Annotated in this window: 20 protein-coding genes; 10 read left to right on the forward strand and 10 right to left on the reverse strand. The window is 54.6% G+C overall.

What is annotated here, in order from left to right; translation table 11 throughout:
- The first annotated feature begins 55 nt into the window (after positions 1-55).
- Together GSQ62_RS02390 and GSQ62_RS02395 are read left to right on the forward strand one after the other, a co-directional pair.
- On the forward strand, positions 56-466 hold the full coding sequence (locus GSQ62_RS02390; RefSeq protein ID WP_161888022.1) for a DoxX family protein: 411 nt from the start codon (positions 56-58) through the stop codon (positions 464-466).
- 143 nt (positions 467-609) lie between these two features.
- Positions 610-1,074: a TerB family tellurite resistance protein gene (locus GSQ62_RS02395; protein ID WP_161888023.1), complete on the forward strand. Its 465-nt coding sequence runs from the start codon at positions 610-612 to the stop codon at positions 1,072-1,074.
- A 76-nt stretch (positions 1,075-1,150) separates the two neighbouring features.
- Here GSQ62_RS02395 and GSQ62_RS02400 read toward each other — a convergent pair whose 3' ends face one another.
- Positions 1,151-1,768, reverse strand: a complete 618-nt coding sequence (locus GSQ62_RS02400) for a cupin domain-containing protein (protein WP_161888024.1) — start codon at positions 1,766-1,768, stop codon at positions 1,151-1,153.
- A 388-nt stretch (positions 1,769-2,156) separates the two neighbouring features.
- The gene (locus GSQ62_RS02405) at positions 2,157-2,525 is read right to left on the reverse strand and encodes a hypothetical protein (protein ID WP_161888025.1); all 369 of its coding nucleotides are present in this window, start codon (positions 2,523-2,525) and stop codon (positions 2,157-2,159) included.
- Positions 2,526-2,735: 210 nt separating this feature from the next.
- On the opposite strand from GSQ62_RS02405, the gene GSQ62_RS02410 reads away from it, so the two are divergent.
- From GSQ62_RS02410 to GSQ62_RS02420, 3 genes are all read left to right on the forward strand, one after another.
- Complete coding sequence (locus GSQ62_RS02410; protein ID WP_161888026.1) at positions 2,736-3,059, forward strand: hypothetical protein; 324 nt, start codon at positions 2,736-2,738, stop codon at positions 3,057-3,059.
- Positions 3,060-3,302: 243 nt separating this feature from the next.
- Positions 3,303-4,670 carry a Gfo/Idh/MocA family protein gene (locus tag GSQ62_RS02415; protein WP_161888027.1) on the forward strand — a complete coding sequence of 456 codons (1,368 nt, stop codon included), beginning with the start codon at positions 3,303-3,305 and terminating at the stop codon, positions 4,668-4,670.
- Positions 4,671-4,839: 169 nt separating this feature from the next.
- Positions 4,840-5,268: a hypothetical protein gene (locus GSQ62_RS02420; protein ID WP_161888028.1), complete on the forward strand. Its 429-nt coding sequence runs from the start codon at positions 4,840-4,842 to the stop codon at positions 5,266-5,268.
- Between the two features lie 41 nt (positions 5,269-5,309).
- Here the strand turns inward: GSQ62_RS02420 and GSQ62_RS02425 are convergent, their stop codons facing one another.
- Entirely contained in the window at positions 5,310-5,750 is a 441-nt protein-coding gene (locus GSQ62_RS02425; protein WP_161888029.1) for a retropepsin-like aspartic protease, read from the reverse strand.
- A 330-nt stretch (positions 5,751-6,080) separates the two neighbouring features.
- Entirely contained in the window at positions 6,081-8,501 is a 2,421-nt protein-coding gene (locus tag GSQ62_RS02430; RefSeq protein ID WP_161888030.1) for an ABC transporter permease, read from the reverse strand.
- 248 nt (positions 8,502-8,749) lie between these two features.
- Here GSQ62_RS02430 and GSQ62_RS02435 point away from each other — a divergent pair, with 248 nt between their 5' ends.
- From GSQ62_RS02435 to GSQ62_RS02445, 3 genes are all read left to right on the forward strand, one after another.
- Positions 8,750-10,108, forward strand: a complete 1,359-nt coding sequence (locus GSQ62_RS02435; protein WP_161888031.1) for a sigma-54-dependent transcriptional regulator — start codon at positions 8,750-8,752, stop codon at positions 10,106-10,108.
- Complete coding sequence (locus GSQ62_RS02440; RefSeq protein WP_161888032.1) at positions 10,098-11,450, forward strand: sensor histidine kinase; 1,353 nt, start codon at positions 10,098-10,100, stop codon at positions 11,448-11,450. The genes GSQ62_RS02435 and GSQ62_RS02440 overlap by 11 nt, the downstream gene beginning before the upstream one ends.
- Positions 11,451-11,671: 221 nt before the next feature.
- Positions 11,672-12,298, forward strand: coding sequence for a hypothetical protein (locus GSQ62_RS02445; protein ID WP_161888033.1), 627 nt, complete (start codon positions 11,672-11,674; stop codon positions 12,296-12,298).
- Positions 12,299-12,474: 176 nt separating this feature from the next.
- Here GSQ62_RS02445 and GSQ62_RS02450 read toward each other — a convergent pair whose 3' ends face one another.
- The 5 genes from GSQ62_RS02450 to GSQ62_RS02470 all read right to left on the reverse strand — a co-directional run bounded on the left by GSQ62_RS02450 (position 12,475) and on the right by GSQ62_RS02470 (position 18,944).
- Positions 12,475-13,386, reverse strand: coding sequence for an AEC family transporter (locus GSQ62_RS02450; protein ID WP_161888034.1), 912 nt, complete (start codon positions 13,384-13,386; stop codon positions 12,475-12,477).
- 117 nt (positions 13,387-13,503) lie between these two features.
- Complete coding sequence (locus GSQ62_RS02455) at positions 13,504-14,193, reverse strand: 2'-5' RNA ligase family protein (protein ID WP_161888035.1); 690 nt, start codon at positions 14,191-14,193, stop codon at positions 13,504-13,506.
- Between the two features lie 36 nt (positions 14,194-14,229).
- Complete coding sequence (locus GSQ62_RS02460; protein WP_161888036.1) at positions 14,230-16,134, reverse strand: DUF294 nucleotidyltransferase-like domain-containing protein; 1,905 nt, start codon at positions 16,132-16,134, stop codon at positions 14,230-14,232.
- Positions 16,127-16,837, reverse strand: coding sequence for a 3'-5' exonuclease (locus tag GSQ62_RS02465; protein ID WP_161888037.1), 711 nt, complete (start codon positions 16,835-16,837; stop codon positions 16,127-16,129). Before GSQ62_RS02465 ends, GSQ62_RS02460 begins: the two co-directional genes overlap by 8 nt.
- Positions 16,838-17,165: 328 nt before the next feature.
- Positions 17,166-18,944, reverse strand: a complete 1,779-nt coding sequence (locus GSQ62_RS02470; RefSeq protein ID WP_161888038.1) for an aminopeptidase P family protein — start codon at positions 18,942-18,944, stop codon at positions 17,166-17,168.
- A gap of 297 nt (positions 18,945-19,241) precedes the next feature.
- Between GSQ62_RS02470 and GSQ62_RS02475 the strand changes: the two genes are divergently transcribed.
- Positions 19,242-20,462, forward strand: coding sequence for a glycoside hydrolase family 88 protein (locus GSQ62_RS02475; protein WP_161888039.1), 1,221 nt, complete (start codon positions 19,242-19,244; stop codon positions 20,460-20,462).
- Positions 20,463-20,912: 450 nt separating this feature from the next.
- On the opposite strand, the gene GSQ62_RS02480 is transcribed toward GSQ62_RS02475, so the two are convergent.
- Positions 20,913-21,395: a hypothetical protein gene (locus GSQ62_RS02480; RefSeq protein WP_161888040.1), complete on the reverse strand. Its 483-nt coding sequence runs from the start codon at positions 21,393-21,395 to the stop codon at positions 20,913-20,915.
- 326 nt (positions 21,396-21,721) lie between these two features.
- On the opposite strand from GSQ62_RS02480, the gene GSQ62_RS02485 reads away from it, so the two are divergent.
- Positions 21,722-22,969, forward strand: a complete 1,248-nt coding sequence (locus GSQ62_RS02485; protein ID WP_161888041.1) for an efflux RND transporter periplasmic adaptor subunit — start codon at positions 21,722-21,724, stop codon at positions 22,967-22,969.
- The last annotated feature ends 4 nt before the right edge of the window (positions 22,970-22,973 follow it).

Genomic DNA, 22,973 nt, shown 5'->3' on the forward strand with positions numbered 1-22,973 from the left:
ATCCACGAAGGCGTTCCGGTGTTTTTAAATTGTTCCACTCTAAAATAAATGTACGATGGAGAGATTTTTAGGAAACCACAGCCCCCGGCTGTATGCCATTCTGCGCATCGTGGCAGGATTGCTTTTCGCCATGCACGGCACCCAGAAGCTTTTCGGCTGGCCCGGCGACAATCCCCCGGTAGAGCTAGCCTCGATGATGGGGGTTGCCGGTATCATTGAGCTGGTGTGCGGGTTGCTGATCATGATAGGACTGCTGACCAGTTGGGCCGCCTTTGTTGCCAGCGGCGAGATGGCCGTGGCCTTTTTTATGGCCCATCTCCCTCAACACCCCCTGCCCATTGTAAACGGCGGCGAACTGGCCGTTTTATACTGCTTCCTTTTCCTCTATATAGCCGCAAGCGGCTCCGGTGTCTGGAGCGTGGACGGCTCGCGCAGCAGGCATCCGCTGGCGGCAACGCGCACGTAAAGGGTTGGTCTCCGCCCCAGCAGGCGTGCCAACGTATATATAAAACACAGTTTTTACCTCTTCTGCCCCAGGTGCGCCGCAGGCAAATTTGCGGGCCAGGCAGCCCATGGGGCATATAACCTGCGGGCATACCACTCATAATTATGGAAAGTTATTTCAATACAACAGGCCAGACGAACACGGGTCCGCCACCCCAGGCTTCCTACGCCCCTAAAAACGAGCAGGAAGCCTGGATAGCAATCATGCACGCCTGCATAGCCGTAGACGGCACCATTGCAGACGAAGAACTGGAGGAGTTGTCGGAGGCGCTGGCCGGTAAAACACTTTTTGAGGGACACGACGTGCTTGCCTACAGCAAAACCGTTTTTTATGCCCAGGCCAAGGTCGGCAGCAAAGGCCTCATCGACAACTCAGTGGACAAAGTTGCCGTCGAGAACAGGCCCACACTTTTCGCCCTGACCATTCAGTTGCTGCTCGCGGATTGTGTGGTGACGGACAAGGAAAAAGAGCTGATGACCTACCTCTACTCGGCCCTGGACATGGACGAGGCGCTGGCAAACAAAATCATAGACGTGATCCTTATCCTGCACAAGGGCAATTCCTGCTGATAGCTGTAGCAAGCGGGAGGTTTCGTTTGTAATAAGGCTGGCCTAAATATAGCTTCAGCGAAAGGCACGGCCGAAGTCAGGCTACCGCCAGGCGCTGCAGCACCGCTTTGCAGGGCACCGCTGAGGTAACCTTGAACGTGTGCGCCGTGTGGAGCGGAACGGCATAATAATCGCCGGCTGCCAGCTGGTGGATATCCTCCCCAGCCACGATGTCACAGGTTCCTTCCACTATCAGGAAGCGCTCGTGCTCGTCGTGGTGTACCTCCTGGGCGGCCTCCTCTTTTATCCAGACAATGGCCGTGGTGGCGTCAGGCGTGTAGCCAATGATTTTCACGTAAATGCTATCGGCATCCGGCGGCAGCACCATATCCTCCCGGTCGAGCCAGGTGGCAAAGTCTGCGATGTGGGATTCAGGGGTGATAACCGGGGGAGTGGCAGGCACTTCCCCGTGCTTCAGGCGCTCCATATAGTCTATGGTGGCCAGCAGCAGCGGCTTTACCGTATTGCGCGGTGTCACGGCGTGCGCCCGTGCGTAGCCCTCCAGCGCCAGGCTGATGTTTTCCAGCTCCTGCCGGACCTCCGGATGGGCCGCAGCCATCTGTTCCACGGCAAGGGCCTCCGCTGGGCTTGAGGCTCCCATGACGTACAGTTCCAAAACCCCGGACTCTATATATGCTTTGACGTTCGGGTTCATGCCGGCTCCTCTGGTTATATATAAACGCTTTTCGCGGGCACTTGCGCTCAATGCCTGCGCTGCCCCTGCAAATTTACGCTTTCTTTGCTGTCCGGCAACAGTTTCCCGAAGCGCCATGTCCTGCAGATGTCGCCCATATCCCTGCGAAAAAATCCAGCTACATGCTTCCGGCATTTCTTGACAGGGTACATGCTGTTTCATCGCTTCCCACCCCTCATGCCCGATATCATAACCAGGCTCCGTGATTTTCTGGTTGCAGAATTCAGCTTATATATAGGGCGATTCAAACAGAAGCTCTCTATAAGCAAACAGGATACACCCTTTGCTCTATATGCCGCAATAAAAAAAGGAGCCTGTCGCTCCTTTTTTTATTGCGGCATATAGAATTTTAAAACCTGTCGGAGGTGTTTACCTGCCCCACTGTTTCGAAATGGGTGGCTTGTTTGATGGTCTTTTCTTTCCCCTCCGAGTCTTCGTAGGTCCGCTCCTCCACCTCCACCGACAGGGTTTTGCCTTTGAGCTCCCTGGAGTCCATCGCCGTCTTTTCGATGCCTGCGGCCTTGAGGAATGATGCCAGGATGGGCTGGCCAGGCTCGCTCAGGTAAAAGCGCTGGTTTATAAAGCCCTCTTCGTTCTCGAGGCGGCAGTTAATAAAAGGCACGTCTTTGTTCTCGCTCCTGCCTTCTTCCACTTCCGTAATCTGCACGATATGCCGCCCGTTTGGCAGGTATGGCTTCTCTTCTATTTTCAGTTTCATAAGTCGCTTCTGTATGTTTTGCTAATCAAGTACGCATTTGTATATAACTGGTTTTGAAATGCTGTTATTCGACCTGAATAACTAATAATATTAGTAAAATCAATCATAAAAAACGCTATCTCAACCTTATGTCTTGTGTTGCCCGTACAATTGACTACCCCGAACAGGTTCGGCGGATGACATGTTTTATATATAGAAGGAGGAAAACAGATGAGCACGAATAATAGAAACATCGAGAACAAAGGAGATTTTGACCAGAACAAGAACGTGAGCGGGCGCCCGCAGGGCACCAATACCGGTCCGGTGGCAGGCGGTGCGGACAATACGCGCGGCGAGAACAAGCCCAGCCGGGAAGGCGACAGCGGCGGTGCCAAGAAAGGAAAGGCAAGTCCTGACAATAGCGACCACGCCAACCTGACCACCACCACCCGCGGCGCAGACAGCACAGACAAGGAGTTCCGCAACGACCAGCCCAATGCCAGCACGCTGAAGGGCCACAAAAGCAATGTGGATTTAGGAAATGAGAAAGACTGAGCGGGAACCGCCTCTATATTAATAGGGCGGCTTTTGCCTTGCCCGACACGAAAGACCCGGTATCTCCGGGTCTTTCGCTATTTATGCCCGGCAGAGGCAAGAATTCTTCATAAGGATTTATGATAAAGTAAGAATATTATTATATTGCTCTGAATGCTGCCCAAAACACGCCTACTGCCACAGGAGCGTATACCGTAGCTTTCATGCTTTACCGGACATCAAGCCATATACCCAGATCAAACGATGCCTATATCCGCTATCAATCGCCGCGATTTTCTGAAAGGAGCAACGGCCGCCCTGGCCCTCACAGCGCTTGGCGCGCATGGAATGAGCCTGGACCCGCAGGCAAAGCCGCTGCGCGTCGGCCTTATCGGGGCGGGCTGGTACGGGAAAAGCGACCTGTTCCGTCTGATGCAGGTGGCCCCGGTGGAGGTGGTGGCCCTGTGCGATGTGGATGAAAACATGCTCCGGGGTGCAGCCGATATCGTGAACCAGCGCCAGAAGCAGCGAAAGAAGCCCCGGCTCTACAGCGATTACCGCAAAATGCTCAACGACAATAAGTTCGACATCGTGCTGATCGGCACCCCCGACCACTGGCACGCCCTCCCGATGATTGCGGCCGTCAAAGCCGGCGCCCACGTGTATGTGCAGAAGCCGATCAGCGTGGATGTGCTGGAAGGCGAAGCCATGCTGGCGGCGGCCCGAAAATATAACCGCGTGGTGCAGGTGGGCACCCAGCGCCGCAGCACGCCGCACCTCATCGAGGCAAAGAAAAACATCGTGGATGCCGGGCTCCTCGGCAAGGTGGCGCACGTGGAGATGTACTGCTACTACCACATGCGCAGCACCGCCAACCCGCCCGAGCAGCCCGTTCCGGCTTTCCTGAACTACGACATGTGGACGGGCCCCGCTCCCATGCGCCCTTACGACGGGCTGCCGCACCGCCGCTGGCGCAATTTCATGCAATACAGCAACGGGATTGTGGGCGACATGTGCATCCATATGTTCGATGCGGCGCGCTGGATGCTGGGCCTCGGCTGGCCCAAAAGCGTCAGTTCTACGGGCGGTATCTATGTGCAGAAAGAAGGCAGCGCCAACACCTCCGACACCCAGACGGCCCTTTTTGAGTACGACGGGCTCAACTGCGTGTGGCAGCACCGCACCTGGGGCACCCCCGCCAACCCCGATTATCCATGGGGCCTGACCATATATGGCGAGAAGGGCACCCTGCACGCCAGCCCGATGCAGTATGATTTTATACCAGTGGGCGATGGGGAGAAGATACACCGGGATGCCGTGTTTGAAAAAGAAAAATACCCCGAGGATCTGGCTGAGAAGGACATTGAACTGCACGCGGCCCCGGCCACGCGGCTGCACATGAAAGATTTTCTGGCCGCCATTGAGAAAGGCAGTCGCCCGGTGGCTGACATTGAGGAAGGTCATATCTCGACGGCCAGTTGCATTCTTGCTAACCTGTCCATGGTGCTGGGCGGCCGCCCACTGGTATATGACCCTGCCAAACGCGAAATCGTGGGCGACCCGGAAGCCAACGCCCTGCTGGCCCGCCCTTACCGGCAGCCCTGGGTACACCCCGACGTCGCTAAGGTATAGACATACTATATAATCTTTCCTATATACCCCACTTATATGTCCCACCTGCTTCAGGAGTACAGGGTATATAGGCTAGTATGCGTACCTTGCAGCGAGAAAGCTCACCCCCGCTTGCTATATATGGATAGCAGCAGGGCATACAGGAGAGGTTGTAAAGGGGATCAAGCAAATGAAATTAGTCGGCAACATTCGCCAGTTAAAGCAGCACCGGGACAGCGGCAACCGGGAGATTGAACTGCACCTGGACAACATCGAGTACATCACCCACCGGAAAGACGGGAAGTATTACCAGCCTTTTGATTTTGTGGATGAATTGGATTCGCCCCTCGTGATTACCGGCGACTGCCTGGCCCTCGCCGACTCCAGGCATGTGACGGATGGCGAAAACACGTTCCGCGTCTTTGACAAAACCGGCGAGGATTATGTGCTGAACGAGCACAAACAGCTCTCCCTGACGCTGGCCTACGACTTTGACACCGACACGACCATCCTGGCAACAGCCACCTACACCGTTACCCTTCCGAACGAGGAATTCAAGCGGCTGAAAAGTGAGCGAAGCAAAGCCAGGAAGAAAAACAAAGGCAGGAAGAATAGGTAATCGGTCGGGTAAGATAGCTGGGAGGAGGCAAGGCAAGTATTCTACTTCCGGAGGTACAGCACCAGGTTTGAGTAATCGATAACCCCACGATGCGCAGAAAGGATGTCAGCGCCTATAATGCCGTCTACCTCCTCCAGCTTCATGCTCTGGAATGCCTCGTTTACATGGCTAAGGCTCACCAGGTAGATGCTCGAGTCATCAATCTCCAGCGGCCCTATCTTCATCCTGTTGCCGGTAGACAGTTGCATGCCGGTGGCGCTTCCCCCCGTGCCCGTAAACTTTTTGTCAGATAAGCGCGACTCCAAACGGAATGCACTCTTTCGCTTCTCCTCCAGTATGGTAGCGCCGGCGCCTGTGTCCAGTATAAAATTTCCGGGCACCCCGTTCAGGGAAACCTGCATCTGGAGGTGGCCCGACGGCATTCTCTTCAACTGTATGCGCTCGTACTCCTGGTGCCGCGTCAGTAACTCATCCAGACTCATATCGGTTGTGACATTTACACCAGCCGGTGTTCCTGCTGCGGCAGTGGCAGTCGGCTGCGGCGCATCACAGGCTGCTGCTAAACCTGTTAGAGCCAGCATCAGATAACAGAAAACTCTGCTCCTATATAAACTTTGTTTCGGAATTGCTTCGTGCATAGAATGAATAACCCTTACCGCCGGCTAAACCAGAAGCCCGCTGTCCCATATATAAAGCATATCTACACAGAAATCGTTTCAAAACTAACTGGTACATAATATGCGGCCATAGGCGACGGGCCCTACTTTTTAGCAAAGGGAGCCGCCTTTTGTGCTGTTGCCAGGCAAGTCCGCTTACTCCATTCGCAGGTTCATGACAGGGTTGGCGGTAGCCGCTCTGATGGCCTGGTAGCTGATGGTGAGAAAAGCCAGGAGCGCTGCCACCATACCCGCTACAATAAACACCCATACCGGAATATCGATGCGGTACGCAAAATCCTGCAGCCACTGGCGCATGGCATACCAGGCCAGCGGAAAGGCAATCAGCGCCGCCACCACCACCAGTTTCAGGAAATCCCTGGAGAGCAGTGCGACGATAGAGGACGTTTCGGCTCCCATCACTTTCCGGATGCCGATCTCCTTTTTCCGGCGCTCGGCGGCATAGGCGGCCAGCCCGAACAGGCCCATACAGGCTACAAAAATAGCGATGCCTGTAAAAATGGTCAGCAGGGACTTTAACTTGTCCTCCGCCTCGTACATCTTCTGGAAATTATCGTCCATAAAAATGTACTCGATGGGGTAATCAGGAGAGAATTTGTCCCAGACTTCCTTCACATGCGCTATGGAAGCCGCGAGGTTCCCGGATCCTATTTTCACGGCTACTTTCACGTTGGCGCCCGGGTAAATCTGCAGCACCGTAGGCTCTACCTTGTCGTACAGGCTTGCCACATGGAAATCCTGCACCACGCCAATGATCTTTCCCTCCCTCAGCGAATCCTGGTTGTCCCAGGTTGGCCACAGGAGCGGCTGCCCGAGCGCTTTTTCCGGCGTGCCGTAGCCCAGTTCCCGTACGGCCGTCTCATTAATGATATAAGCCTGGTCGGCATCTGTTTTGAACTCCTTTGAGAAGGGCCTCCCCGCCACCACCTTCATATCCAGCGTGCCGAGGTAGTCGAAGTCCACCATCAGCAGCGTGACGCCGTGGTGTACCTGCTCCCCGCCTTTCGGCACGATGACTCTGTCGCCGGCCGTCGCATCGCCCGGAAAGCCGTAACCGATAGACACCTCCTGTATGCCTGGCCCCTTTTTCAGTTCGTTTTTGAAGGTTTCGTAATTCTCGAACATGTTTTCTCCCCGCATCTGGAAGAACATGATCTGGTCTTTGTTGAATCCAAGGTCTTTGTTGTGCAGGTAAGACACCTGCCTGTATACAATCATGGCACAGATGATCAGGAAAATAGACAGGGCAAACTGCACCACGATCAGCCCATGCCGCAGCCACTGAATCTTGCCAATGCTGCTGTCTATCACCACGGCGCTCTTCAGCACCTTTACAGGCCTGAAACCCGACAGCACCAGCGCCGGATACAGCCCCGCCAGAATACCCACCAGCAGCGTCAGGCCAAGCAACAGCAGCAGAAGCGACGGATGCGTAAACACGTTGAAAGTCATTCCCTTCCCCGTGAAGGCATTGAGCGAGGGCAGCAGCAGCGAGGCAAGGGCCGCGGCGAATACGACGCTGACGAGCGTGAGCAGCACCGTCTCTCCTAAAAACTGCAGCATGAGCTGCCCCCGGCTGGCCCCTACCGCCTTCCTGACGCCCACTTCTTTGGCGCGCTGCGTCGACTTGGCGGTGGCCAGGTTCACAAAGTTGAAGCAGGCAATGAGCAATATGAAAACAGCAATGGTGCTCAGGGCCTTCACATAGGTAATGTTGCCCTGGTTGAAACGGTTGTACTTGAAGGCTGATGAGTACAGGTACACCTCGTGCAGGGGCTGCAGGAAGGGGCGGTATTGATAAGGCACGTTCCTGTCCGGGTCAATCTGCTTTTTAACAATGTCGCGGAGTTTGGCCTGCGCTGCCTGCGGGTCAGCCCATTCCCGGAGTTTCACATAGGTATAGAACTGCTGCCAGCTCCAGCTTTTCATGCGCTCGGCATCCAGTTCCGCGGCCGCCATCGGGAGTATAAAGTTGACAGGCAGGTGAAAACGCTCTGAGGTACTGAACACGCCCCTGACAATGTACGGCAGCTTGTTGACAGACACTTCTTTCCCGACAGGATTTACATCGCCGAAAACCCGCTCAGAAAAAGCATCCGAGATAACGATAGAGGAAGGATCATCCAACGCTTTTTCCGGGGAGCCATATATAAACGGAAGCTGGAAAACCTCGAAAAAGGTCGGGTCGACGTAGAAGCGGCCTATTTCGTAGATGCTCTTCTCTCCGTAGTCCACCAGGTTCTTTGCATCAAACTGCAGCATCAGGATGCGCGTAACGGTCTCCGTCTCCGGAACGCTTTGCTCCAGCGATGTCCCGAACATCGGGGGGACCACCGCTAAAATCTCACCGGCTTCCTCGGCCGACTTGTCGTTGTAGACGCGGTATACCCGGTCGCCTTCCGGCAGAAACTTGTCGTACTGCAGTTCGTCGTACACAAACAGCCCGATGAGCAGGCAGGCGGTGATGCCTAAAGCCAGGCCGGAGATATTGATGAAGGTGAAGCCCCTGTGGCGGAGCAGGTGCCTGTAAGCGGTTTTGAAGTAGTTCCGGTACATGATGCAGATGGTTTAGCCGTTCAGTTTTGTTTCGTCCTGTATTGGCTGCAGAACAAATGCCAGAACAGCACAAGCCTTGTTATCAGCAAGTTATATATAAACCTTGATGAAGCAGCGTGCAGAAACGCGCAGCAGGTGTGCGATTTTGCACACCCTGGCCTGCCAGCAGATGGCTATATATACTCAGAATCAGCATCTTGCAATAATGGCATAAATGTAGTTTCTTTCGTTGCTGTAGAACAGGCGATATGCAACTAAAGAAGGCTTCCGTACTTGTTGTGGATGATGATACCGATGTGCTTACGGCGGTGCGGCTGCTGCTGCGGCCGCAGGTAAAGGAGATCATCACCGAAAAGAACCCGGAGAACATCCCGTCGCTGCTGGCGCACCACGCGTTCGACGTGATATTGCTGGACATGAACTTTGCCAGCTCCATCAACACGGGCAACGAAGGGCTCTTCTGGCTTAAAAAGATAAAGGCGCTCAAGTCCGGCGCCGCCGTCATCATGATCACCGCCTACGGCGACATTGACCTGGCCATCCGCTCCCTGAAAGAGGGGGCTTACGATTTCATCGTCAAACCCTGGCACAACGACAAACTCCTCACCACCATCCGGGAAGCCATCAGTAAAAAGGGCAATGGCTCCGGGCCATCCTCCCCCGCTGCGCCTGCACCCGCCATCGGTTCAGAGTTGATGGGCGAGTCGGAGGTGATGCAGGACATTATTTTCAAGATAAGGAAAGTGGCTCCCACCGATGCCAACATCCTGATATTGGGCGAGAACGGAACGGGCAAGGAGCTCATCGCCAAAGCAATCCATCAGCACTCGTTGCGCGCCGACAAACCCTTTGTGAAAGTGGATGTGGGTGCCCTGACGGAATCTCTTTTTGAGAGCGAGCTGTTCGGGCACAAGAAAGGCGCTTTTACGGATGCCCGCGAAGACCGTGCCGGCCGTTTTGAGGCGGCGCACACAGGCACCATCTTTCTGGACGAGATCGGCAACATCTCGCTGCACCAGCAGTCGAAGCTGCTCAGCGTGCTGCAGAACCGGCAGGTGGTGCGGGTGGGTGCCAACGCACCCGTGGATATAGATGTGCGCCTGCTGTGCGCCACCAACGTGCCGCTGGTGGAAATGGCCAACGAAGCCCGCTTCCGCAAAGACCTTATCTACAGAATCAACACCGTGGAGATTACCGTTCCGCCGCTTCGCAACCGTGGCGACGACATTGTGTTGCTGGCGCGGCATTTCGGCGCTGTCTATTCTAAAAAATACATGAGGCCGGTTCCTGATTTTTCGAAGGCGGCGCTGGAGAAGCTGAAGCACTACCATTACCCCGGCAACGTGCGCGAGCTGCAGTACGCCGTGGAGCGGGCCGTCATCATGGCTGACAGCGATGTGCTGGAGGCAACGGATATCATCTTCTCTCCCATAGAGGCCGCCCCTGCCGCCCATTCGCAGCAGCAGGAGTCGAACCTGGAGGAGTTGGAGAAAGCCACCATCCTGCGCGTGCTGGAGAAGCACAGCGGCAACCTGTCGAGGGCGTCAAAGGAACTGGGCATCACGCGCACGGCATTGTACAGACGACTGGGCAAGTATGACATTTAGGAACTTTGAGGCAAAACTGATCCTGCGGGTCGCGCTGTTGTGCCTCACCCTGAGCGCCCCGGCCCTGGTCATCCTGAAAGGCTGGCCGGAGGTGCTCGTCTTCCTCCTGCCCCTCCTCATCTACCAGGTCTACGAACTTATCCGGTTCCTGAGGAAGGCGCAGGATGACCTGAACCAGTTTGTGGAGTCTGTCCATTACCGCGACTTCTCCCGCTACTTCCATGAGAGGCACGACTCCGTTCAATTGGACATGCTCCGGAAGGGATACAACGAAATCAACACTACCTTTAAAAGTATTAACAGGGAAAAGGAAACGCAGCACCAGCAACTTCAGAAGATACTGGAGATGGTGGACACAGGCATCATGACGTATAATCCGGACAGCGGCGAGGTGCTGTTGATGAACGAAGCCATCAAGAAAATGCTGCACGTGCCTTTCATGAAAACAATCCATTACCTGGAGAAGCGGGACAGCGAATTATATAAAGAAGTGCTTGAGCTGCGGCCGGGCCAGCGCAGGTTAGCCACCGCCCACACAAGCCAGCTGGACAAGAGCAGCATCAAGGTCCTGCTGTCGGCCAGCATGTGGCAGAGCAACGGCAACCGGTACAAACTGGTGGCGTTCCAGAACGTGAACGAGGCGCTGGAGGAAACAGAATCACAGGCTTGGCAGAAGCTGCTGAACGTGATGACGCACGAGATCATGAACTCTATCGCGCCCATCTCCTCGCTGGCCGACACGCTGAAGAACCGCCTGAAAGAAGCCGTGGTGACAGGGGCCTCCTCAGAGGATTTTGAGGATCTGGAAGTGGGTGTCGGCACCATCAAGCGCCGGAGCGAAGGCCTGCTGAAGTTCGCGCAGACCTACCGCAACCTCAGCAAAATCACCTCTCTGCAACTCACCCGGGTATATATAAAAGACCTCTTTGCCAACCTGCACCGGCTCATGCAGCCCATGCTGGCGCAAAAGCACATCAGGCTCCATATAGCCCTTCCTGACCAGGACATCGCCCTGCAGGCCGATCCCAACCTGTTGGACCAGGTGCTGATAAACCTGCTGCTGAATGCCATCGAGGCCGTGAAAGACACCCCTGATGCGGAAATCTCTCTGGTGTCCTACACTGATAAGGACGGCAGGGTTGTGCTGAAGGTGGCTGACAACGGCACAGGCATGACTAAAGAGGTGCTGGAAAAAATCTTCATCCCGTTTTTCAGCACCAGGAAGCATGGCAGCGGCATTGGCCTGAGCCTGTGCAAGCAGATCGTGATGCTCCACCGCGGCACGATTCAGGTGCAGTCCGGTGAAGGCGTGGGAACCGTTTTCATACTGCGGTTTGGCTGAGAGAAGCTGGCGAAGCGGCACGGCAGGTTGAAAAGGAACGGAGATTAAATGAGGCGCACCAGGAGCTGCTGCTAATTCAGGGTAGCTTTATCCTTTCTTCCGCAACGCCATATATACCGCTCCATTCAATCAGGTGCCAATGCAGCGGCAGCCTTATATAAAGACGCTTTACCCGGGGCGCTGTAGGCATACTTCGGCTGATACTCTTACCTTTGTCATATATGGACAAGGCACTGAAAACAAACGAACGGGAACTGGTAAAGCTGATCCGCTTCTTCAGCAAGCGGGGCGCCCAACTGGCAACATCCGGAGAGCTGAACGAGCAGCAGGAGCAGCTAGCCGCCGCCTGCCGGAACCTGGAGACGCAACTATATAAACATGCCCAAAACCGCGCCGCCATTCTGGAGAAGCGCGAGCGCCTGGAGAAAATTATTGAGGACAGGGCGCAGTGCCCCAAATGCCACAAGGCCGACATGCTGAAGAAAACCGGCGTGGCGTCCAACGAACATGGCTGGAAGAGCAACACCTACCGCTGCCGCCGCTGCAACACCACTTTCACCTGGAACCGCCCGAATAACCCCTGGGACATGGTGGCGTTTCTGGAGCGCTATATACAGGAACTGGAGCAGCGCCTGCAGGCAGCACAGCCCGTCGGAATGCAGGAGCATATAGAGGCGTCTATTCCGCAGTTGCAGGACAGCCTGTACCGGCTGCGCCCGGTGCTGCAGACCTCCGATGAGGAAATGGCGGCGCTCACCGAGAAAGAACGCGAGATGGACCGCCTCATCCACCAGTTCAAAAACTACCTCCTGATCGAGAAAATCAAGCTGGACACTTTTCCGGACTGATTCCGTTGTTTGTTGTTCGTGTGTAGTATTTAAGCAGCTTTCGGCTGTTGCCATATATGGTGAAGTCGTAGCAGGCCTTTCTGTTTCAGTGAGGCAAAATTCGCCACCTCATTATTGCCTCCTGGACCTAAACCACGAAAAAAGAAACACCAAACACTAAAAACGAGCAACGAAGCTCACACTCCCTGCACCAGCCAGTACCAGAAGGCGATGGTCAGGAATGAGAGGGGAATGCCGAAGCCTACCATCATATTAGCCAGGCGGGGCTTCAGGCCATAAGAAGAGGCTACAATGCTGGCCGAGATCATGGGGGCCATGGCGGCCTCTATCACCGAAATCTGCGCTGTCTCCCCCTTCACCCCCAGCACCCGCACGTAGAGCAGGTAAATCAGCAGCGGCGCCAATATCAGTTGAAAGAGCAGCCCCAGTGCCAGGAAACGCCAGTGCCTGCTGCGCCGCTCGAACCGCAGTTGCATGCCTACCGACACCAGCGCCAGAGGCGTAACGGTGCTGCCCAGCCGCTGAAACGCCTCCTTCAGCACATCCGGAAAGCTTAGGTTCAGCACGTTGAGCAGCAAAGCCAGGAAAAACATCAGGAACGGCGGAAAGAAGAATATCTTCCGGATGATGGCCTTTGCATCGGGTTGGCCTTTGGAGAAGTATGCGGCCAGCGCAATACCCAGCGTGGAGAGCACCACGAAAGTGCCCGGCTGATCGATGAGGATGGCTGTTTTGAGTCCCTCGGGGCCATAAAGCGCCTCTACAACCGGAAACCCGATAAAGGAGGTGTTGCCCAGCCCGGCGGTGAGGATGAGGCAGCCGATCAGTTTGCGCGACCAGCCGAACATTTTGCCCAGGCCCCAGAAGAAAAGCACCGAGGCGGCGAAGCAGATCCACCCTACCGCCACCGGCAACAGCACAGTGCTGTCGAGCTTTATATCCGGGATGAAGTACAGGGCCAGTGCCGGCAGCGATATATATATGATGAACTGGTTGAGCACCTGCGGCGAGTTGAGCGGGAAGTCACGCACTCTCTGCAACAGGAGGCCCAGCGCCAGGCAACCGAACAACAACAGGAGACTACTCATAAATCTTTCGGTAGATGGAGCAACCCGCAGGCTGCGCCCAAAGGTAAGGCTACCCAACGTAAATGTGCTAAGCCTATATATAAATTGGCAACCCTCCGGGCGGAAAGGCTGCAGCAATTATGGCTGATTTAACCGGAATGCATCTACCCGCTGCACCAGCGCCTGCCGCTGATACCAGTCGTTGTACACCAGTTCAACCTTCCCCACCACGGTGCCGCCAAAGGAACGGTTTCTGAAGTCCTGCAGCTTCTCCAAAAAGACAGCGGGGTTTTGGAGCGGCTCCTTAAACCGGACGGCGGTGATATGGGCTGTCCGGAGGATATAGCGGCTGTCCATCGTCTGCTGCAGGGAAGTTTTACGGAAGCTTTCCCGGAGCTTGTCGCGCAGGTCGTTCAGCTGCCCCGAGGCCGGGAAGCCCTGCACCATCACGCAGGAGGGGGAGGCCGTGATGCCCCTGAAATTGACGCGGAAAGTTTTTACCTCTGCCAGGCACTCCTGCAGCACGTTTTTATAGGCCGCTTTATCTATATCCGCCAACCTAAACCCTGCGTGGCAGGAAATCACCGACATCACCGTGACGTGCAGGTCTGAGGCGGGATAATAATACTGCGCCGGTTCCACTTGCCGGAGCTCCTGCAGAAAGGCCCCGATGGATTCTTTTACGGCCGCATCCGGGCGGAAAAGCAGCGTAAGGCCGAACCGGTCGTCTTCTGCAGAATTCAGGAACGGGTCCGGTTCAAAAGCACTTGCCTGAAACTTTTGCAGCGCGTTTTCCCACAACTCATCGTAGTGCTTTTCCAGATTCATTAACCTTTGCTCCTGTCTATTTATATATCCCCTCCTCTACCCGAACAGGGCGTTCGTGAATTTCACTTTGATGTTGGTCTGGAAGTTGGCGATGGTCTTGAAGATCTCCTTCAAAGTAACCTGCTCGATTTTTGTCAGGCTCCGGATGTCGATCAGGTTTTCGGGCTGCGCTTTGTCGTTGATGATCTGCACCGCCTGCTTCTTGAGGCGCATGCTCATGAGGTAGTAATACGACTGCATCAGTTCCTGGTACTCTGTCTCCGTGAACACCCCCTGCGCCATCAGGGCCTCCAGCCGCTCGCCCGTGTTGGTTTTGAAGATGCGGTTCTGCAAAGCATGCACCCGCACCAGGTCCACAATGGGTGTCATTGCTTTTTTTATGTTAAATACCTCCTGTGTGCCTACCGTATAGGTTTTGATGTTGTTGAAGTAGGTCAGCGGCGGGACGTACTGCATGGCGTTGTTGGCCATATGGTACAGGAAGCGGCCCAGCGGCTTCTGCAGTTCCTCGTCCAGAAACTCCCGCAGCTCGTCTATAATGGCGGGCTCGCCATATATAAACCGACAGTCGAAGAAGGCCGCGAACTTCATCACCTTGTCCGGGTCGGGCTCCTTTATCCAGGCCACGTAGTTGCGCTTCCAGTGCGAGAGCGAGTGCGTCCATTTGGGGTTCTTGGCCATATAGCCGCCGGTGCAGAAGCTGAACCCGATCCTGTCAAGCCGCTCGGACACCTGGTCGGCGAACTTCAGGAAATACTCCCGCACCAGCTCGCGCTGCTCGTTGGCCTTGTCCTCGTAGATGATGGCGTTGTCCTGGTCGGTTTTGAGCGTCTGCTCTTTGCGGCCTTCGCTGCCCAGCACAATGAAGGCGAACTTGGCAGGCGGCGTGCCCATCTCTTCAATCACGCCCTCAATCACTTTCAGGGCGATGGTGTCCGACACGGTGGTGATCACCTGGTTCACAATCTCCGGCTTTACGCCGCGGCTCAGCAGCTGGTACACAATCTCCGGCACCTTCTGCCAGCGCCGCCGCAATTCCTCCACCGAACGGGCCAGCTTCACCGACTGGATGAACATAAACGGCGACTGCGCCTGCTCGCTTAACAGCTTGTTGCGGCTGATGAAGCCGACATACCGCCCCTCCTCCTCCAGCAGCAGATAGCGCGTCTGCGTCCGGAACATCAGCAGGATGGCCTCATACACATAAGCCTGCGTGCTGATGGACACAATCGGATTGTCCATCACGCTGCTGATGGGCGCCTTCACTTCTACCTGGCGGGCCACCACATTGTCGCGGAGGGTGATGTCGGTGATGTAGCCGATGATGTTATTCTGGGCATCTTTCACAAACAGGCAGCTTACTTTTTGCGCGCTCATCCACCTGGCCGCCTCATATATGGGCGTGTCGTGGGCGGAGCTGACGATGGCCCGGTACTCCAGGCTCTCGATTCTGCGGGAATACAGTTGGTCGGAGGCAATATAATTCTGCTCGATATTCGTGGGCCGCTTCACGAAGTGGGCGTACTCGTCATCCAGCATCCGCTTGCCGAACTCTGCGGTGAAGAACTGGAAAAACTCCTCGTTTGTCTGGCACAGCGCCCTGAAATCCTTCCGGTGCAGGAAGTACACCACCGTGCCTTTCTTTGCGATCACCGAGCGCAGCGACTTTTTCCGGTTCAGCAGCACCGACACGCCGCCGTAGCAGTAGCCCGCGTGGTGCAGCTCTATCACGCGCTTGTTCTGCTCGCTGTCGTAGAAAAAGGCCTCGTACTCCCCCTCCGCAATAATGTCCACGCCCCGCATCTTTGTCACCTCCTGGTGGTAAATGGGCGTGTCTTTGGTGTAGCGCACCTCCTGCAGCAGCTCCGACACACCAAGCAGCACCTCCTCCGAGAGCACATTGAAAGGCCTCGCCGTTTTCAGAAATTCAAGCTTATCCATATATCGCGTAAGTAAACAACAGGGTCAGTAAGAACATAAGCAATGCGGTAACGCCGCAACCAGCCTTGTTTTTTAAGGATGGATATAAATCCGGCACATCCAGGGCATGCTGCTTTTCGATCATGCCTTCGTCGATGTCGCCGCGCTTCACCAGCTCAAAAAAGCAGTCAGCCGCGGCCGTGGCATCGACCAGGGAGTCGTGCTGGCGCCCCATGGGCCGCTGAAACAGCCGCTCATATAGCTCTCCCAAACGCAGGAAACGCTGGCGGTGTTGGAGCGGGAAGCGGGAGGAGGCTTTCATAGTACAAAAGAGCGGCAGCCCCGGCAGTGGGTTGTGCATGTCCGCCCGGTGATACCCCACCCCGATCATGTGGTAATCGAGCTGCATGTAGTGGGCCACGACCAGGGGCTGGTACTGGTTCAGATCGGCGGTGAGCTGCGTCAGCACCTGCTCGCGCGGCACGCCGTGCTTTATCAGGAAATCGTGGGTGATGCCGTGAATGCGCACGGACTCCGGTGAGATGTTGAAGTCATCATCGCGCACGTAAAAGTTCTCCGTCTTGACTGTCTCGCCCGCTTTGGTATAGACGGCCCAGGCTATCTGCACGGAGCACGGCCAGTTCTCCCTGTCGGTATAAGGCGCGTGCCAGTTTTTCGGGATGCCCGTGGTTTCCGTGTCTACAAACAGCAAATAGTCTCTCACGGCCTGAAAGTAGCGATAAAATCAGCAAGTAAGAATACAGGCGCTGGATTTATATATAGCGGCATATAGCAGCCGTGCTTTCCAATTTCATGTTTTCGTAGGGACGCGTCGCTACCTGTCCGACTCGTTTGTCTGAATCAGGATTTACAGGATTAGAAGATGAACAGGATGGGCTGTTGCGGGGGGCAACCGTTCCTGCTTCATCTTTCAGCCCTCGCGCGGACAGGTCCCTACCTGTCCCTAACAGAACCATGCTCAAGACCTTATACCTCTCTTAAATAAAGTGGGGCTGAACATTTTATAATCTTTGCATCCAGCCATATAACCATTAAATCGCCTTTGCCTTTTCTTTCAGCCAGGCCAGTTCCTCCTCATTCAGGTGCGGCCCCAATTTCTCCACCACCTGCTGGTTGTAGGCGTTCAGCCACTTGATCTGGTGCGCCTCCAGCAGTTCCTTTTTCACCGGCGCCGTGTCAATGAGGGCGAGTGTCAGGTGCTCGAAGGTATAGAACTCGGCGAAGTCGTTTGTCTCGGCAGGCACCGTCAGCACCAGGTTTTCGATGCGGATGCCGTGCTTGCCTGGGCGGTAAATGCCAGGCTCCACCGAGGTGATCATGCCCAGTTCTATATCCACGGGCATCGGGCTGGGGTTCAAGACCTGCGGCCCCTCGTGTACGTTCAGGAAAAAGCCGACGCCGTGACCGGTGCCGTGGCCGTAGTTGCGGGCGTAGTCCCAGAGGGGCTTGCGCGTGATGGCATCGATCTGGTAGCCGCGCGTGCCCTTCGGGAAGCGGGCAGTGGCCCCGTCGATCATGCCTTTCAGCACGAGCGTATAATCCAGGCTTTCCTCCTCCGTCAGGTTGCCCAGCGACACCACGCGGGTAATGTCGGTGGTGCCGGTGTGGTACTGGCCGCCGGAATCGAGCAGGAACAAGCCATCCGGTTGCAGCTCGGCATCGCTCTCTTCCGTTACCCGGTAATGCGGCAGGGCCCCGTGCGCTTTGTAGCCCGCAATGGTATCGAAGCTCTCGCCCACAAAATCCTCCTGCTCGGCCCGGAACGCCCGCACCTTGTCCGCCACAGACAGCTCCGTGATTTTAGTTTTGCCGATATTATCCTCCAGCCATTTGAAGAAACGCGTCAGCGCCACGCCGTCCTTGATCATGGTGCTGCGGGTGTTCGCCACCTCCGCCTCATTTTTCACCGCCTTAAACAATGTGGTGGGGTTCGTGTCCTGCACCACGCGCACCGACTTCGGCAGTTGCTTATACAGGGCATAGCAAGTTCGCTTCGGGTCGATGAAGATGCTGGTATTATCCGGTAAGGCGGCAATGGCCTTCTCCACCAGGTCGTAGGTTTCCAGTTCCACCCCGGCCGTTAGCAGTTTCTGCTGATCTTCCGGGCTGAACTTCGCTGTGTTGATGAACAGCATGGCCGTTTCCTGGGTGATGAGCGCAAAACTCAGCACCACCGGGTTGCACTTCACATCGGCGCCCCGCATGTTAAAGAGCCAGGCCAGGTCGTCGAGCGAAGAGATCAGGTGGTAATCGGCGCGCTGTTTTTTCAGGGCCGCCCGCAGCCTTTCCAGCTTGCTCCCAAGCGATTCTCCTGTCAGTTCCTCCCCAATCAGAAAAGCGGGCGCCGTGGGCAGCGCAGGTCTGTTTTGCCAGATCGGCTCGAGGTAGTCGCGGTCCGTTCTGAGCTGGATGCCGAGCGGCGACAGCTGCGCCTCGAGCAGTTGCGCCAGCCCCACCGAAATCAGCTTCGCATCAAAGGCCACGGTAGCGCCCTCCGGCAGACGGTCGGCCAGCCAGCTTATATACTCCGGCGCATGCTGTGTCTGCAGGGGCACCAGTTCGAAACCAGTATCATTTAACTGCTCCTTGGCCTGCACAAAATAGCGGGCGTCGGTCCAGAGCCCGGCGAAATCTTCCGTGATCACAAGGGTGCCCGCCGAGCCAGTGAAGCCGGAGGCAAACTCGATGCATTTATATCTGTCCGGCAGGTACTCGCTGATGTGCGGATCGGCGGAAGGAATGATATAAGCGCTCACACCCTCCCCTTTCATCTGGCTCCGGATGGCCATTAACTTATCTGGATATGTCATGTGCTCGGATTTTCGGTTTGAGGCAAATTAAGAAAAGATAGGCAGAATCCTGCAACGTTGCGGGCTTTAAGAAAGCGCCTGTTTATATATAGCTGTGGTTAAAGCCCTGTCGTCGGGGTGATAATGGCTGAAAAAACCTATATTTAGTTTTCGCTTTCGGCTTCAGTTGTTCAAGGCAGTTTGAGCCATATATAGAAATGCTTTCCTGTTGCGCTGTTGTAACTTTATGAAAGCCTCTCTGCAGGACCCTGAAAAGAATCTTTCACAAAAATCATATATAAACACGCCAAACCTAACATGAAGAAGAATCTATACGCCAAAGTCCTGCTCCTCGCCAGTGTTTGCCTGGGCAGCGCCTGCAGCAGCAGCGAAAACACGCAGGGAACGGATCAGACACCGACCGAGGCCGTAACCCTGCAACCTGACTCCAGCTTTAAGGCCGCAGCCGCGCAATACAAGGTGCTGATGGCGCGGCTGCCGCAGGACAGGCTGCCCAAAACATATTACGCACAGACAGACAGCCTGGAAACCAGCGACACCGGGTGGTGGACCAGCGGATTTTACCCGGGCACGCTCCTCTACCTCTATGAGGAAACCGGCGACCAGGCGCTGTACGACGAGGCCATGCGCGTGCTGAAACTGCTGGAAAAGGAGCAGCACAACACCCGCACGCACGACCTGGGCTTTATGATGTTCGACAGCTTCGGCAATGCCGAGCGCATCGCCTCCAAGCCCGAGTACAAGGAGATTCTGCTCAACAGCGCCAAGTCGCTGGCCACGCGCTTCAACCCGGAGGTGGGGGCCATCCGCTCCTGGGATTCTGAAGCCGGTGACTTTATCGTGATCATCGACAACATGATGAACCTGGACCTGCTTTTCTGGGCAACGGAAGTGACTGGCGATTCCACATACTACGATATCGCGGTGACGCACGCCAACACCACCATGCAAAACCACTTCCGGCCCGACAACAGCACTTACCACGTCATCAACTACAACCCCACTACGGGCGAGGTGCAGGAAAAGAAAACGGCACAGGGCGCAGCCAACGAGTCGGCCTGGGCACGGGGGCAGGCCTGGGGTCTATATGGATTTACTGATGTGTACCGCGAGACAAAAGATGAGAAGTACCTGCAGCAGGCGCAGCAAATCGCGGATTTCATGCTGAATCACCCGAACATGCCGGAGGATATGATTCCATATTGGGATTTTAACGCGCCGGGCATTCCAGATGCGCTGCGCGATGCCTCTGCCGCCGCCATCATGGCCTCTGCCCTGCTGGAGCTGAGCGGGTACGTGGACGAGGCGAAGGGCAAGGCATATGTCAGCGCTGCCGAGACCATCCTGAAGAACCTCTCGACCGAGGAGTACAAAGCCGCGCCCGGCACCAACGGAGGCTTTATATTGAAACACGGCGTGGGCCATAAGCCCGCAGGCACCGAAGTGGACACCCCGCTCACCTATGGCGACTATTATTATATAGAGGCCCTGAAGCGGTACAAGGAAATGGCCAGCTAATCCATATATGGGTTTATAAAAAAGCAGGAGCCAGCTCTCTATAGGGCCGGCTCCTGTGTTTAATGTTAACCAGTTTTACCTTGATTTACCTATATATGCATCTCTGCTGAAGGCTATCGGGCCTTTAAGTATACATACAAGTTTTCTTTTTAGGTATTGATCTTAGCATTCCAAGAAGAGGCCGCTATTGATGCCGGATCTCAATCTCCACCCTTCTTTTCAGCGCCCTGCAGCACATAATTTGCTTACTATTTTAAATAAGAATCCAGTTTAAAAATTCGCTTATTATTATCGTCATTAGAAGGCAGCTTATTTCAAAATTTACATGATTTCTATATCCAGAAAAGCTGTCTTAAACAAATGCCCATACCCCAGATCATGATGCATAGTATTTCTCTATACAACATCCTCTTCGTTGCTTCCTTTATTGCTCCGTGTTAAGATTTGACTTCAATGCCTTTGCAATAAAAGAAACGCAGATGTAACATAAACATATTTACCATTATAGCTTTTTAACCTAATTGCCAGGTCTATTTCTTTCTCTGGGAGTTTATTCAGAATATTATCTGTAAAGACGAGTTTGTAATTTATCATTGTTGTAATCTTAGTAGAGGCTTGCAGAGAAGTATTGTCTACTGAAACATTATCGGTGACATTGAATAATTCCACTTCGACAGTGTTATCTAAAGACTCAGTTGCTATAGAAGCATATAATGTGATAGAGCTTAAATCACTAAAGTTTGTTTTCTTAAACTTAATTAAATGGGTGGGTTCAGGTAAGAGATCAAAATCAGTTTTGTTCGTTGACCAATAATCAAAAGGGAAAACAAGGCGAACCTCTTTGTCCAGTGGTGGAATAACATCTTCTTTTTTACAAGCAGAAAACAACAGTATTAAACCAATAAGTATAACCAGAGACAAACATTTATTCATATAGAAGTTATTTATTAAGGAAATCCTTACCTATTTCAATTCTTCATGGTCTTCAATGGGCAAGGTCAATCCCGCTTCTACTCATGAATGTAAATCAAGTACCCAAAGATATATAAAGGATCTTATATATATCTAAAGAATTACCACCTTTCAAAGGTAGTGTGCTATTTTTCCTCCCCCTCCCAAAACCGAACAAACTGTTCACTATTGAACACCTTAAGAAGCCTCAAAACCAGCATTTTATATCATAACTAATTATATATCAGCCATATATATAACTGGCATCTAAATTGGCAATACCCTCACGAGCCTTACCAGATAAAACAATGGATCGTGAACTTTCAGCCACTACCAGGCAAGCCCAAAAGCAGAAACGCCTCTGGCAAATCGGGATAGCCGTTGCCCTGGTGGCAGCAGCCGTCTTCGGTTTCAGAAACCTGATTACCCCTTCCCTGGAACGGATCGAAATCCGGACGGCGGTGGTGGAGCGGGGACCGGTGGAGGCTACCCTCACTGCCACCGGCGAGGTGGTGCCGGAGCACGAGCAGGCCATCACCAGCCCTATACAGGCCCGCGTGGAGCAGGTGCTGCGCACTTCCGGCGAGGAAGTCAAACCCGGCGATCAGATACTGCTTCTCGATAGGTCGTTCACGCAACTGGCCTACGACAAACTGAAGGACGAGCAGGAGATGAACCAGCACAAGCGCGTGCAGCTCCGGCTGCAGCTGCAGAAAAAGCTGAACAGCCTGGAGTCGCAGCTGGCTATTAAGCGCATGAGCGTGAAAAGCCTGCAGGCCCGCCTCGAAGACGAGCAGTACCTCCTGAAAATAGGCGGCGGCATGCAGGAGCAGGTAAAGCAGGCCGACCTGAACCTGAAAATCGCGCAGCAGGAACTGGACCAACTGGAACGCGACATCGCCAGCGAGCGGCAGCTGCTGCAGGCCGACGAGCAGGAACTAGGCTTCACGCTGGCCATGCAGGGCCGCTCCATCGAGGAACTGGGGCGCAAGATGCAGCAGGCCGAGGTACGGGCCACGCACCGGGGCGTGGTGACCTGGGTAAAGGACGAAATAGGCAGCACAGTGAACGCCGGTGACGTCATCGTGCGCCTCGCCGACCTGAGCAGCTTTAAAGTGAAAGCGGCGGTGTCGGATGCATTCGCCGACCAGCTGCAGACGGGCGGTGAGGCCACCGTGCGCATCAACGACACCAACCTGAAAGGCACTATTGCCGCTGTAGAACCCACCGTCACCAACGGTACCGTCACCTTTTACGTGGCCCTGCAGGACAACGCCCACACGCTGCTTCGCCCCAACCTGCGCGTGGATGTGTACGTGACCACGGCCACCAAACCCAATACTCTCCGCGTAAAGAACGGCCCCTACTTCAACAGTGCGAGCAACAGCGATAAGGTCTATATAGTGCAGGGCGATGAGCTGGTTCGGACATCGGCGGATATAGGCGCCAGCAACGTGGATTATGTGGAGTTGGAAAGCGGCGTGCAGCCCGGCGATGAGGTGGTGATTTCCTCGATAAAAGATTACGAGCACCTAGAGAAAATCAAGCTCAAGTAAGCCT

Origin of the sequence: Pontibacter russatus (genome assembly GCF_009931655.1) — a bacterium.
GTDB lineage: Bacteria > Bacteroidota > Bacteroidia > Cytophagales > Hymenobacteraceae > Pontibacter > Pontibacter russatus.